The organism is Megasphaera elsdenii DSM 20460, from assembly GCF_003010495.1.
GTDB classification, from domain to species: domain Bacteria; phylum Bacillota; class Negativicutes; order Veillonellales; family Megasphaeraceae; genus Megasphaera; species Megasphaera elsdenii.
Genome location: NZ_CP027570.1, coordinates 2,102,780 through 2,115,203, shown reverse-complemented (window position 1 = coordinate 2,115,203; position 12,424 = coordinate 2,102,780). Strand labels below are relative to the sequence as shown.

Below are 12,424 nucleotides of genomic sequence, written 5' to 3'. Positions count from 1 at the left end.
AAGAACCCTTGGGTCAAGGGTTCTTTTCGTTACGTCTTACTGGATTACGCTGGTATCGAGGTGTTCAAAGCCCGTAAGCAGGCCTTTCACCTGGCTGGCGATCTGCTGGCAGCCGCCTTTTTCCCTGCTTTCGATATTCAGCGGCATGTTCGGGTCGTGGAGGGACATGCGCAACAGGGCCCAGCCGTTGGGGAATACGAGGCGCACGCCTTCATAGGACGGCTTGGCGATGGAAATGCCGGCTGCAGCGGCCCGGTCTTCGAACTGTTTGAGCACGTCAGCGCCATAGGCCTGGACACCATCAGTGCCGGTGATTTTCAAGCGAAATTCGACGCCTTCTGCCGGATGGCCCAGTTTGGCGATGAGGTCGCCGAGCTGTTTGCCTTCTTTCTTGGCTTTCGCCGCAGCGATGAGCAGTTTGACCGCCAGGTAGGCACCGTCGTCGAGGTAGTAGTTTTCGCTCAGCGCACCGTGGCCCGACGTTTCGATGGCCAGCGGCGAGACCGTGCCGGCCTCGTTGAGGCGGATACATTCGTCGATGACATTTTTATAGCCCCGCATGTAGCGGTGATGGACCAAGTGGAGTTCATCCTGGAGGAACGTCGTCAGTTCATCCGACGTGACCGAGTCGGTGACGATGGTGCTGCCAGGATAATCGGGCGCCAGGATAGCGGCCATCATAGCGATGAGGGCATTGCGGTTGATTTCTTTCCCATCGGGCAGGACGGCGCTCATGCGGTCGACGTCGGTGTCGAAGATGAGGCCCAGGTCGGCTTTGTTGTCGAGGACGGCCTGGCGGATCGACGCCATGGCGTCGGCATTTTCCGGGTTAGGGATATGGTTCGGGAACATGCCATCCGGTTCGAGGAACTGGCTGCCCGTCGTATCGGCGCCGAGTTCAGAAAGGACCTTGGTGGCAAAGAATCCGCCGCTGCCGTTGCCGGCATCGACGACGATGTGCATCCCTTCCAAAGGACGGTCGTACATCCCGGCACAGAGGCCGGCGCAGATCTTGCGGCGCAGATGCAGCGAATAGAGGTCGATCAGGTCCAGCGAGGCAATGGCAGCCGACGAGACAGCCATGGCCGACGACTGGGAAGCCAGGCTCAGGACTTCCGTGACCTCGCTCTTTTCCAGACCGCCGTCGACGGTAAAGAATTTCAATCCGTTGCGGTTATACGGCAAATGGCTGGCCGTAATCATGATGGAGCCATCCATGTGAGTATCTTCAAAAATGATGGACATGAACATAGCCGGTGTCGAAGCCAGGCCGCAATCCGTGACGTGGACGCCTTGACCGAGGAGGCCGCCGAAGACGGCTTCTTTCATCATAGCTGCCGATACACGGGAATCGTGGCCGACGGCAATGTGCAAGTCACTCACCTGTTTATTCAGCTTCTTCGCCAAAAACTTGGCAAAGCCAGCGGCAATGCGGTTGACCGCTTCCGGTACCAACGTGACGTCTTCACCGGGGACGCCGGCAACGGCGACGCCGCGGACATCACTGCCATTCTGTAATTTCATCATTGCTTCTGTAGAAATCATGTATTCATGTTTCCTTTCTTCAATTTAGCGCACCGAGGTCCGCCGCTTTTTATCATACTGAAAATCAGGCCAAAAGGCAAGCCTTGACGATGGCCTCTGCCGTAAGGCCGTATTTCTGCAAGAGTTCTCCGGCCTTGCCCGATTCGCCGAAACAATCATCGATGCCGACATAGGCCTGGCGGGTCGGATGGCGGCGCGACAAGGTTTCTGCCACGGCACTGCCCAGGCCGCCGATGACGCTGTGTTCTTCAGCTGTGACGACGAAACCCGTCTGTTTGGCCGCAGCGACGACCAGGTCTTCGTCCAGGGGCTTGATAGCGGCCATGTCGATGACCATGACCTGGCGCCCCCGGTTAGCCAGGATGTCAGCCGCTTTCAAGGCTTCCTGGACCATGAGTCCCGTTGCGATGACAGCGGCATCACAGCCGTCGCGCAGCATTGTCCCCTTCCCCCACTGGAAGGGGCAGCCATGCTGGTAGATATCGTCGACTGGGGCACGACCCATGCGCACGTAGACTGGCCCATCATGGGCGACAGCCGCCCGGATGACAGCTTCCGTTTCCGCTCCATCAGCAGGACAGACGACGGTCATGTTCGGCAGGCTGCGCATGATAGCCATGTCTTCGACGGACTGGTGGGTCGCCCCGTCTTCTCCGACGCTGAGGCCGGCATGGGTCGCACAGATTTTGACGTTGAGCCGCGGCAGGCAGATGGAGTTGCGGATCTGTTCAAAAGCACGGCCTGTACCGAAAACGGCAAAGGTGCTGGCCAGGGGAATCTTGCCGCAAGCGGCAAAGCCGGCAGCTGTCCCCATCATATCCTGTTCGGAAATGCCCATGTCGAAGTAGCGTTCCGGCGCGACCTCCTTAAAAGCGATGGACCGCGTCGACGAGCCCAGGTCGGCGTCGAGGACGACGATCTTGGGATTTTTATACAATTCCGTTTCTAAGAGATGCCCGTAAGCATCACGTGTTGCCATTGCCATCAGCCTTCGCCCCCTAATTCACGTAACGCCCGTTCACATTCTTCTTTCGTCGGCGCCTTGCCATGCCAGGACACGGCATTTTCCATGAACGATACGCCTTTGCCCTTGACGGTCTGGGCGATGATGACTGTCGGCTTCCCTTTCACGGCCTGAGCCTGCCGCAATGCAGCGCAGATGGCATCATAATCGTGGCCGTCGATTTCCAGGACGTTCCAGCGAAAGGCCCGGAACTTGTCGGCAATGGGCATGACGTCCATGACTTCTTCATTGGACCCGTCGATCTGCAGGCCGTTGTGGTCGATGAACAGCGTCAGGTTATCCAGCTTATACTGAGCTGCTGACATAGCCGCTTCCCAGATCTGGCCTTCTTCGATTTCACCGTCGCCGGCGATGACGTAGACCCGCCAATCGGCTCCGTCCAGCTTGGCCGTCATGGCCATGCCGTTAGCCGCGGACAATCCCTGTCCCAGGGATCCCGTCGTCATGTCGATACCCGGCGTCGTATTCATGTCGGGATTGCCTTGGAGCATAGCACCGCACTGGCGCAGGTGCCACAATTCGTCTTCCGGGAAAAATCCCCGTTCAGCCAGCGTCGCATACAGGGCCGGTACTGTATGGCCTTTGGAAAGGACGAAGCGGTCCCGGTCCGGCCAATGAGGCCGCTTGGGATCGATCCGCATGACATCGAAATACAAGACTTGCAGCATATCGACGATGGACAAAGAGCCGCCGGGATGACCGGACTGGGCCAGGGTGACCATCTTGACGATATTCCGCCGCACGTGAGCCGCATGACGGCTCAATTCTTTGCTATCCATGAGAAAGCCCCCTTTTGCCTTATATTATAGCACAAAAGGAGCTGTCGCATCGCGACAGCTCCTTTTAAGTTGTTAGTGACTAGTGGTTAGTTGTTAGTGGATGGCTTTAGATGTAAATGCCCATTGGCTCTCTTCATAGGAGAGTTGTCAGCACAGCTGACTGAGAGGTTCAACCTCTCCGGCCCTGCGGGCCACCTCTCCTATTAGGAGAGGCTTACGGTCTGCGACCTACAGCCGCGGCCTTCGCAGTTCAGTTTCTTACGAGCCACGAACCACGCTCACAACACATACTTCTCGATAGCTTCGGCTACGGCACCTTCATCATTGGTGGCGTCGGTGACGACGTCGCAATACGGGCGGATGATGGGGTTGAGATTGTGGACGCCGACGGAAAGGCCAGCCGCTTTGAGCATATCCGTATCATTGATGTTGTCGCCAATGGCCAGGGTTTCTCCATAAGGCACGCCCAGGAGGTCGGCCAGTTTCCACAAGCCCGCCCCCTTATTGACGCCGCGGTGCATGAATTCAATATAGCGGTTACTGGAAAAGCTGACGGTAATATCGTCCAACAAGGGGCGGATTTCGGCGTGTATCTGCTGTAGATACTCGTAATCCGTATTAGTCACGATGAGCTTGCAGACTTCTTCTTTGCCGCGGATGAAATCGAGGCTCTCCGCTTCGACGGGCACGTACCCCATGCGGCCGTGGAGGAACGCTTCTTCATCGGGTGTGATATTCGTGATATAGACGACATCACGCGTATAGATATGCATACATTGACCGTATGCACAGCAGCGACGGAAAATCCGGTCGGCCAAGTCGAAAGGAATGGGATTCCAGAAAAGGGATCGGCTGCCCTTATTTTCCGTAATATGGGCCCCATTAAAACCAATGACATACTGGTCCGCCTGGTCGTAGAGCCCCAGAGTCCTCAAGACGCCTTCGATGGAACGGAACCCCCGACCCGTACAGGGAACGAATTTTACACCTTTGGCGATGGCCGCCGTAATGGCTTCGATGTTGCGCTGGCAAATCGTCGCATCGCTGCTGAGCAGCGTTTCATCCATATCACAAGCAATGATTTTATACTTCATGTCGACTCCTTTTCTGTCGTAACGGCTGGGGCATAGTAGTCATAAATCTTCCAGGCTGCGAGCGCTGCCAGACATTCAAAGATCCAGAAGGCGTGCCACACGCCATCAGGGCCAAAGACGCGGCAGAGGAGCCACGCCGCCGGCAGGCTGATGACAACGTAGCGCAACAGCGTGATGGCAAAGGACGGGTTGCCCTTCCCCAGCCCTTCCAGAGCGCCAGACGCCGTAATGGACAAAGCCGACGGCACGCTCCCCCAGGCAATGATGCTCAAGGCCGACGCGCCAGCTGCGATGGTTTCCTGACGAGACGTGAACCAGCCCATGAGGACGTCCGGTATAGTCAGACAGATGATCAAGCCTGCCATCATGATCAGGCCGTTGAGAACGAGCGTCGTCCGATAGATAGAGCGCACGCGGCCCAATTCCCCAGCTCCGTAATTATAGCCAATCAACGGCCGTACACCTTGAATGATACCATTTGTCGGCATAGAAAGAAAGGTCTGGAGCTTATAATAGACGCCGAGAATGAAAATATAAGTCGGCGAAAAAGGCGCCAAGAAATGGTTCAAGGCGACGAGGAAAACCGACGACAAGCCCATGTTGAGGGCTGCCGGGATGCCGATGCCATAGAGCCGTTTATCGAGTTCGATATCCCAATGGAGATGGCAGCGGCGGACTTCGACCCGCAGCGGCCGCCAGTGACAGATAAAGGCGTAGAAGAGCAGGTTCACCGTCTGGCCCAAGCCCGTCGCCCAGGCCGCGCCTTCAATCCCCATGGCCGGAATCGGTCCCAGGCCAAAAATGAGGATCGGGTCGCCAATGATGTTGACCAGGCAGCCCAAAGACAAGCCAACCATAGTAACCTGCATGCGGCCAACGGCTTGGAACATCTTTTCATAAACCAAGTCGACGCTGAGGATCGTAGAAAAGGCAAAGACGATGACGGCATAGCGCAGGCCTAGGTCGATGAGCCCGGCATCCTGCGTAAAGGCCCATAAAAAAGCCGGCACAGCCCAAATACAGCCTGCCGTCATGACCAAACCATGGATGACAGCCAGGAAGACGCCATGTGTCGCGGCTACGTCAGCTGTCCCCTTCTGGCCCGCACCGAGACAGATGGAAATGATAGCATTCAGGCCGACGCCAAAGCCGATGCAGACAGCATTGACGAAGTTCTGCATCGGAAAGACCAGGGACACAGCTGTCATAGCCTGTTCGCTAATCATGGCGACGAACAGGCTGTCGACAATATTATAGAGCGAATTGACGATCATCGACACGACGGCTGGCAGAGACATGGAAACGATGAGCGGCAAAATGGCCCGTTCTTTCATAAATGACTCGTCCATACGTCACCTGCTTCGACGGTTGCGAAGCCAGCGCCAAAGGGAAGTTATGCCTTTGATGACCAGATAGAAAATGAAAATATTCACTAACAATCCGAGGATGTCGGCGCCCCAGCCCAGGGACCCCCAGCCAAAGAAATGGCTGAGCATACTGCCCAGGAACATGCCGCCGGCAAAGAGGCCGACACCACGCATGACGCTTCCCAGACGGGACGAAGACGTCGTCCGGTTCGTATTGGCCTGCGGGCTTTCCGCCTTGCGCGGCTGAGCCTGGATGGGTTTCGTATTGCCCGTATTGGGCGCTGCCTTTGTGCCCGTCCCGGTTTTCGGCGTCACCGCCTTTGGCGCCGGCAGCGATTTCGGCGCCGACACGCGGACACCGCCACCGCCTTTGGCAGCCTGTACGGAAGACGGCATGGCCGGCAAAATCAGGGCCATCCATAAGGCAAACATGCAAACGGCAATAAACGTCTTTTTTTTCATAAAATTTCTCCTTTATAATGCGTCCCGCGATGCCCCTGACGCTTTCACAGGCGCCGGGCCGCCGTGGGGGAACATGATGTCATACAAATGGATCGTCGCCAAATAAGCCGACAGCTTGCCCTGTACGCCAGCCAGGGCTTCGTGGACGTCGCAGAAACCGTAACGGCGATGATAGGGGCATTGGAAATCGCCATCCAGGCAGCTGGTGATCATATTTTCCCGTTCCATGACGTTGATGATGTCCATGAGGGTAATGTCATGCAAATCCCGGGTCAGGCGGCAGCCGCCCTGGGCGCCGCGGATGATTTCGATGAAACCGGCCCGTTCGAGCTTTTTAGAAATCTTATAGGCAAATTGCCGGGGTACCATTTGTTCATCACTGATTTCCCGGATATTCTTCAATTGTAAATCAGCCAGGGACCGTAAAATGCGGATGGCATAATCTGTTTCTCTGGTAATAATCACGATGTAAGACGCTCCTTCTCATTCTGTATAGTTTAAGTCTATTATAACGTGAAATGGCAAGAAATGCTAGCCGTAAATCGCTTGCGGTTCCCAGAAAAACCCGATATAATAAATAGTGTTTGCATGTTTTAGCTTTAACTACAGATGAGGTGTACTATGTCATTAATCGATGAAGTAAATAATCGCCGTACTTTTGCCATCATCTCCCACCCTGATGCTGGTAAGACGACGCTGACTGAAAAATTACTGCTCTACGGAGGTGCTATCCACCTGGCCGGTTCCGTCAAAGCCAGAAAGACGGCGAAGCACGCCGTTTCGGACTGGATGGAAATCGAAAAACAGCGTGGTATCTCTGTCACCAGTTCGGTCCTTCAGTTCGACTACGAAGGCCATCACATCAATATTCTCGATACGCCGGGCCATCAGGACTTCAGTGAAGATACGTACCGGACCCTCATGGCTGCCGACAGCGCCGTCATGCTCATCGACGTCGCCAAAGGCGTCGAAGCCCAGACAAAGAAACTTTTCCGCGTCTGTAAAGAACGGGGCATTCCCATCTTCACCTTCGTCAATAAAATCGACCACTTCGGCCGCAACCCCTTCGACCTCATGGATGAAATCGAAGACATCCTTGGCATCCACGCCTATCCTATGAACTGGCCTATCGGCCTGAACGGAAACTACCAGGGCATCTACGACCGGGCTTCGTCGTCTATCGAACTCTTTGAAAAAGACACGACCCACGGCCAGCGCAAACTGGCATCGACCAAAGGCTCTGCCGACGACCCGATTTTCAAGGAACTCCTCGATGAAGACGTCCACCAGGGTCTCATCGACGACATCGAGCTCCTCGACGAAGCAGGCGACGAATTCGACATGGAAAAGGTCAAGCGCGGCGAACTGACGCCGATGTTCTTCGGTTCGGCCATGACCAACTTCGGCGTCAAGCCTTTCCTGGAAGAATTTCTGCGTATGGCACCGAAGCCGCAGCCGCGCAAATGTCTGGAAGGCGTCGTCGAACCGACATCGGACCAGTTCACGTCGTTCGTCTTCAAGATCCAGGCCAACATGAACCCCCAGCATCACGACCGCATCGTCTTCATGCGCATCTGCTCGGGCAAATTCGAAAAAGGCATGACCGTCACCCACCGCCAGTCGGGCAAGACCCTGCGCCTCATGCAGCCCCAGCAGTTCCTGGCCACGGAACGGACCATCGTCGAAGATGCTTACCCGGGAGACATCATCGGCGTCTTCGATAACGGCACCATGGGCGTCGGCGACACCCTCTATTCGGGCAAGAAAAAAGTCACCTTCAAGGACTTCCCGACCTTCCCGCCGGAACTCTTCGCCCGCATCCGCGCCAAAGACTCGATGAAGCGTAAACAGTTCCTCAAGGGCATGACCCAGCTGGCCCAGGAAGGGGCCGTCCAGATTTATGAAAACCTGGGCTCCATGGAAAGCTACATCGTCGGTGCCGTCGGGCAACTCCAGTTCGAAGTTCTGGAATACCGCCTGAAACACGAATACGGCGTCGACCTGGAAATGAACCGCCTGCCCTACACCGTCGCCCGCTGGATCCAGGACAACGGCCACGACTACAAGGAATTGAAGAACATCGACAGCGCCATGATCGTCAAAGACCACAAACAGCGCGTCGTCCTCCTCATCGCCAACGAATGGCAGACCAACTGGATCGTAGAACGGAACCCGGAATTTACCTTCTGCACCACACCGGATCAACTCGCCATCGATGAACCTGAAGAATGAGTTAAAAAAAGCTGCCGCTTACGCGGCAGCTTTTTTGTGTATCGTGGGTCGTGAGTCGTTTGGCGAAAATTCGTAGAAATACCGGACAGGCTGTACACAGGATTCGCGCGGGCGTCCCACGTGGACGCTCCTACGAACCACGAATCACGGCAAACGACCCACGGCGCCAAAGGCGCCTTTAAGCCGTGAGGCAGCACCATTCCGGCAGGACCACGGTGCGGTCGAAGGCCGGGATCCAGGTCCCCTGGCTATGGTCATAGGTCCGGACGAGTATGTGGTCTTCGTAAAGGTAGAGGGAGTTAGTGTAAATCGTGTCTTCATCCCAATCGCTGTTATAGACGTTGAGGACGCGGCCTTCATAGTAATTGGCGTCATCCATGAAGGTGGCATCGCTTGGCATCGTATGGGTATGGCCGGATACCCACAGGCGGACCTGGTGATGGCGGGCCAGGATAGTACGGATATCAGCTGCCGGCTGGACAGAATTGCGCGGCGACGGCAGGCTGATGCCAGGACGGCTCGATACGGCCGTCTGTTCCAGCGGGGCATGGCAGAAGATGATCGTCGGCTGCTGGCGATGGGCGGCCAGGGTCTGGTCCAGCCAGGCCAGCTGCTGATGGGATAATTCGACGGCTGCGCCGCCAGTTACCGTATCAGGCGATAAAAAGACCAAGAGGTAGCCTGCCTGTTCTTTGGCATAATAGAGCGGTCCGAAGGTCTTCGTATAACGGGCAAAGTGAATGATCCGTTCCGTGCAGCTCCCAGGGCGCAGTTCGCCATGATGGCCCGTATAGAGCAGTTCGTGATTTCCAGCAATGAAAGCCTTGCGTTTCTTCAATCCATTGACGACGAGGCGCACCAGGCGGTATTCGGCAGCATCGCCGTTGCGCTGGACCATGTCCCCTGTAAAGACAGCCAGGTCCAGGTCCCGCCAGTCATTCATTTCCTGGAGCACCCTTTCTTTGGCGGCCATCCGCATCAGGCGTTCCTTCGGCGGGACCAGGTTCTTACAGGGATAATGGAAATCACTGATGATGACCAGGCGGGAATAATTCCGCTGAGGCTGGGCTTGGTTTTTGGCAAACAACGACGCAAACATGGCATTTCCTCCTTCATCCATACAAAAACAGGCTCGGGCTGTATACGTTCAGTATAGCCAGAGCCTGTATATTTTTTGCAAAAATCAAGGGAAATATCCGTAAAAGCTTACTTCTTCGCGGCTACCGGGTAGTCCTGCAGGGCGTCGTATCCTTCTTCGCCGGTGCGGATCTTGACGGCATTATCGATGGCCGACACGAAGACCTTGCCATCACCGTAGTTGCCCGTATAGAGCACTTTCTTGGCCGTCTCGATGATGGTCCGCGGCGATACTTTGGAAACGACCATTTCTACGCGGACTTTCGGCAGAAGCTTGGCCGACACCTTGGCACCGCGGTAGAATTCGGTCCGCCCTTTTTCGATGCCGAAGCCCAGCGCCCGGGTAATGGTCATGCCCGTGATGCCGATGGCTTCCATGGCATCCTTCAAGGTTTCGAACCGCTTCTCATCGGTAATGATGGTCACGTTATACATGGCATGGCCGCCGACCGGCTGGGGACTGGCCATGACCGAATCGGGGATGACCTGGTCCAGGGGGATTTCTTTCGCCCCTTGCGGCGCTTCCCCGGCCTTCAAGGCTTCGGACAAGTATTCCAGACTGTCGCCGCGGTCCAGGCCGTAAGCCGGTACCAGCCCGTTTTCCTTGAAGTCCAGGCCGTTGATTTCTTCGGCTGCCGATACGCGCAGGCCGATGGTCGCCTGGAGGATGCGAAAGACCAACGTCATGGCGACGAAGACGAACAGGCCGATAGCTGCGACGCCGGCAATCTGGACCAGCAGCAAATGGGTGTCACCCGTATAGAGCAGGCCGTCTTTGACACTGAACAAGCCCGTCAGAATCGTTCCCAAGGCCCCGCAGCCGCCATGGGCCGCAATGGCCCCGATGGGATCGTCGATGCGGAGCTTCTGGTCAATGAATTCGATGAGGAAGACGACGACGACACCGGCGATAGCGCCGATGAAGAAAGCGCCAGGCACACTGACGACATCACAGCCGGCCGTAATGGCGACCAGTGCAGCCAGACAGCCGTCAAGGGTCATGGATACGTCAGGCTTGCCATAGCGGATCCACGTCGTCACCATGGCTGCCGTCGTCCCGGCAGCGGCTGCGATATTGGTGATAAAGAAGATAGCTGCCGCCTTGAGCAGGGTCTGTTCCCCCGATAAGGACAGGGTCTGGCCGCCATTGAAACCGAACCAGCCGAACCATAAGATGAACATGCCCAGACAGGCCAGGGGCAGGCTGTGGCCGGGAATGGCATTGACCGACCCATCCTGGTTATACTTGCCGATGCGCGGACCCAGGGCCTTGGCACCGGTCAGGGCACAGATGCCGCCAGTCAGGCTGACGACAGAAGCACCGGCAAAATCATGGAAACCCAAGGCGCCCAGCCAGCCGCCGCCCCAGACCCAGTGGCCGGCAACGGGATAAATGATCAGGCTGATGATAATCGTGACCAGACAATACGACGAAAACTTCGTCCGTTCCGCCATGGCACCGGATACGATGGCTGTCGTCACGGCACAGAGGACGGTCTGGAAGAGCAGAAAGGCCAGGTCCGGATAAGGTGTCCCGGCCGTGAAATCCACTTGCTGGGCAAAGAAATCCGGTACCCCGATGAGGCCGGACAAATCGTGGCCGAACATGAGGCCAAAACCGGCCAGCCAGAAAACCAGCGTAGCCAGGGCAAAATCCATGAAATTCTTCATGACGATGTTGCCGGCATTCTTGGCCCGCGTCAGACCCGCTTCGAGCATGGCAAAGCCAGGCTGCATGAAGAAGACCAGGACTGCGGCCATGAGAATCCAAAGTGTATCGATTGCCGAGTAACTCATCGTACTCCCCCCTCTTCTTCCGGATACGTCAGGCCCCACTGCTGGCGGATGGCCGTCATGAGGTCCATGACCTCTTTCGTATAATCCAGATACATGCCCTGGCCACCATGAGCCACGGCATTTTCCATATCCACGATTTCGTATTGCAGGGCCTTGGCCTGGTTGCCGGCCTGCAGGACCTGCTGGCGGCCATCGGCCGTATAGGTGATCGTCGCCGTATCGGCCCGGGGATAGTCGTAGATTTCGATATACCCCTTGTCAAAAGCGGCCATGCCCCGTTTCGGCTGCTTAGCGTGGAGCGATAAGGAAATCGTCGCCATTTCCCCTTCCCGGTTCTGCAAGAGGATGCCCGCCTGTTCATCGACGCCGGTCGGCGCCAGCCGGACCTGTGACGCAATCTGGTCGGGCTGACAACTCATGAAATAGCGGACGAAAGACAAGGCATAGACGCCTATATCGAGGAGGGCCCCGCCAGCCAGAGAGCGGTTGAAGAAGCGGTTCGTCATGTCATAGTCTTTATAACTGCCGAAATTCATCTGGATGAACCGCAGCGGCCCCAGGGCCCCGGAGCGGATAAGCTCGGCGAGCTGCTTATAAACCGGCATGTGATACAAAGTCATGGCTTCGGCCAGGACGACACCGTGTTCCCGAGCACAGCGCCGGGCCTGATCCAGTTCCCGGCTGTTCAAGGTGATGGATTTTTCGCAGAGCACGTGCTTCCCGGCAGACAGGGCCGGCAGGAGATAGCGGATATGCGTATTATGCGGCGTCGAAATATAGACGATATCGACGTCGGGATCGGCAAAGATATCCTCTGGCCTGTCGTAGACCTTGGAGATGCCGTATTTTTCAGCAAAAGCCAGGGCCTTCTCATGGGTCCGGTTGCCGACACTGTATAAATTCCCGCCCAGGGCCTGCATCGCCTGGGCCAGTTCATGGCCGATGACGCCGCAGCCTAACGTCGCCCAACGATATGCTGGCATAACG

General features: G+C 56.4%; 11 protein-coding genes. 1 reads left to right on the top strand and 10 read right to left on the bottom strand.

Annotated features, from left to right (window positions below; genetic code table 11):
- Nucleotides 1-36: 36 nt before the first annotated feature.
- The 7 genes from C6362_RS10035 to C6362_RS10005 all read right to left on the bottom strand — a co-directional run bounded on the left by C6362_RS10035 (nucleotide 37) and on the right by C6362_RS10005 (nucleotide 6,736).
- Nucleotides 37-1,545 carry a phosphohexomutase domain-containing protein gene (locus C6362_RS10035; protein ID WP_014016783.1) on the bottom strand — a complete coding sequence of 503 codons (1,509 nt, stop codon included), beginning with the start codon at nucleotides 1,543-1,545 and terminating at the stop codon, nucleotides 37-39.
- A gap of 64 nt (nucleotides 1,546-1,609) precedes the next feature.
- The gene (locus tag C6362_RS10030) at nucleotides 1,610-2,530 is read right to left on the bottom strand and encodes a transketolase family protein (RefSeq protein WP_014016784.1); all 921 of its coding nucleotides are present in this window, start codon (nucleotides 2,528-2,530) and stop codon (nucleotides 1,610-1,612) included.
- Nucleotides 2,530-3,348, bottom strand: coding sequence for a transketolase (locus C6362_RS10025; protein WP_014016785.1), 819 nt, complete (start codon nucleotides 3,346-3,348; stop codon nucleotides 2,530-2,532). The genes C6362_RS10030 and C6362_RS10025 overlap by 1 nt, the downstream gene beginning before the upstream one ends.
- A 278-nt stretch (nucleotides 3,349-3,626) precedes the next feature.
- On the bottom strand, nucleotides 3,627-4,442 hold the full coding sequence (locus tag C6362_RS10020) for a Cof-type HAD-IIB family hydrolase (protein ID WP_014016786.1): 816 nt from the start codon (nucleotides 4,440-4,442) through the stop codon (nucleotides 3,627-3,629).
- The gene (locus C6362_RS10015; protein ID WP_014016787.1) at nucleotides 4,439-5,791 is read right to left on the bottom strand and encodes an MATE family efflux transporter; all 1,353 of its coding nucleotides are present in this window, start codon (nucleotides 5,789-5,791) and stop codon (nucleotides 4,439-4,441) included. The genes C6362_RS10020 and C6362_RS10015 overlap by 4 nt, the downstream gene beginning before the upstream one ends.
- A 3-nt stretch (nucleotides 5,792-5,794) precedes the next feature.
- Nucleotides 5,795-6,271 carry a DUF2076 domain-containing protein gene (locus C6362_RS10010; protein ID WP_014016788.1) on the bottom strand — a complete coding sequence of 159 codons (477 nt, stop codon included), beginning with the start codon at nucleotides 6,269-6,271 and terminating at the stop codon, nucleotides 5,795-5,797.
- A 12-nt stretch (nucleotides 6,272-6,283) separates the two neighbouring features.
- On the bottom strand, nucleotides 6,284-6,736 hold the full coding sequence (locus tag C6362_RS10005) for an RrF2 family transcriptional regulator (protein WP_014016789.1): 453 nt from the start codon (nucleotides 6,734-6,736) through the stop codon (nucleotides 6,284-6,286).
- A gap of 156 nt (nucleotides 6,737-6,892) precedes the next feature.
- Between C6362_RS10005 and C6362_RS10000 the strand changes: the two genes are divergently transcribed.
- The gene (locus tag C6362_RS10000; protein WP_014016790.1) at nucleotides 6,893-8,503 is read left to right on the top strand and encodes a peptide chain release factor 3; all 1,611 of its coding nucleotides are present in this window, start codon (nucleotides 6,893-6,895) and stop codon (nucleotides 8,501-8,503) included.
- A 178-nt stretch (nucleotides 8,504-8,681) separates the two neighbouring features.
- Here C6362_RS10000 and C6362_RS09995 read toward each other — a convergent pair whose 3' ends face one another.
- The 3 genes from C6362_RS09995 to C6362_RS09985 all read right to left on the bottom strand — a co-directional run bounded on the left by C6362_RS09995 (nucleotide 8,682) and on the right by C6362_RS09985 (nucleotide 12,420).
- The gene (locus tag C6362_RS09995) at nucleotides 8,682-9,602 is read right to left on the bottom strand and encodes a metallophosphoesterase family protein (RefSeq protein ID WP_014016791.1); all 921 of its coding nucleotides are present in this window, start codon (nucleotides 9,600-9,602) and stop codon (nucleotides 8,682-8,684) included.
- Nucleotides 9,603-9,709: 107 nt separating this feature from the next.
- Nucleotides 9,710-11,437: an ammonium transporter gene (locus C6362_RS09990; protein ID WP_014016792.1), complete on the bottom strand. Its 1,728-nt coding sequence runs from the start codon at nucleotides 11,435-11,437 to the stop codon at nucleotides 9,710-9,712.
- A complete protein-coding gene (locus tag C6362_RS09985) occupies nucleotides 11,434-12,420 on the bottom strand; it encodes a Gfo/Idh/MocA family protein (RefSeq protein WP_014016793.1) in 987 nt (328 codons plus the stop codon). Before C6362_RS09985 ends, C6362_RS09990 begins: the two co-directional genes overlap by 4 nt.
- Nucleotides 12,421-12,424: the final 4 nt, after the last annotated feature.

Bases quoted from the DNA above. Each gene is read 5' to 3' on its own strand.
- C6362_RS10035 (WP_014016783.1), bottom strand. From the start codon at position 1,545: ATGATTTCTACAGAAGCAATGATGAAATTACAGAATGGCAGTGATGTC.
- C6362_RS10030 (WP_014016784.1), bottom strand. From the start codon at position 2,530: ATGGCAATGGCAACACGTGATGCTTACGGGCATCTCTTAGAAACGGAA.
- C6362_RS10025 (WP_014016785.1), bottom strand. From the start codon at position 3,348: ATGGATAGCAAAGAATTGAGCCGTCATGCGGCTCACGTGCGGCGGAAT.
- C6362_RS10020 (WP_014016786.1), bottom strand. From the start codon at position 4,442: ATGAAGTATAAAATCATTGCTTGTGATATGGATGAAACGCTGCTCAGC.
- C6362_RS10015 (WP_014016787.1), bottom strand. From the start codon at position 5,791: ATGGACGAGTCATTTATGAAAGAACGGGCCATTTTGCCGCTCATCGTT.
- C6362_RS10010 (WP_014016788.1), bottom strand. From the start codon at position 6,271: ATGAAAAAAAAGACGTTTATTGCCGTTTGCATGTTTGCCTTATGGATG.
- C6362_RS10000 (WP_014016790.1), top strand. From the start codon at position 6,893: ATGTCATTAATCGATGAAGTAAATAATCGCCGTACTTTTGCCATCATC.
- C6362_RS09995 (WP_014016791.1), bottom strand. From the start codon at position 9,602: ATGTTTGCGTCGTTGTTTGCCAAAAACCAAGCCCAGCCTCAGCGGAAT.
- C6362_RS09990 (WP_014016792.1), bottom strand. From the start codon at position 11,437: ATGAGTTACTCGGCAATCGATACACTTTGGATTCTCATGGCCGCAGTC.
- C6362_RS09985 (WP_014016793.1), bottom strand. From the start codon at position 12,420: ATGCCAGCATATCGTTGGGCGACGTTAGGCTGCGGCGTCATCGGCCAT.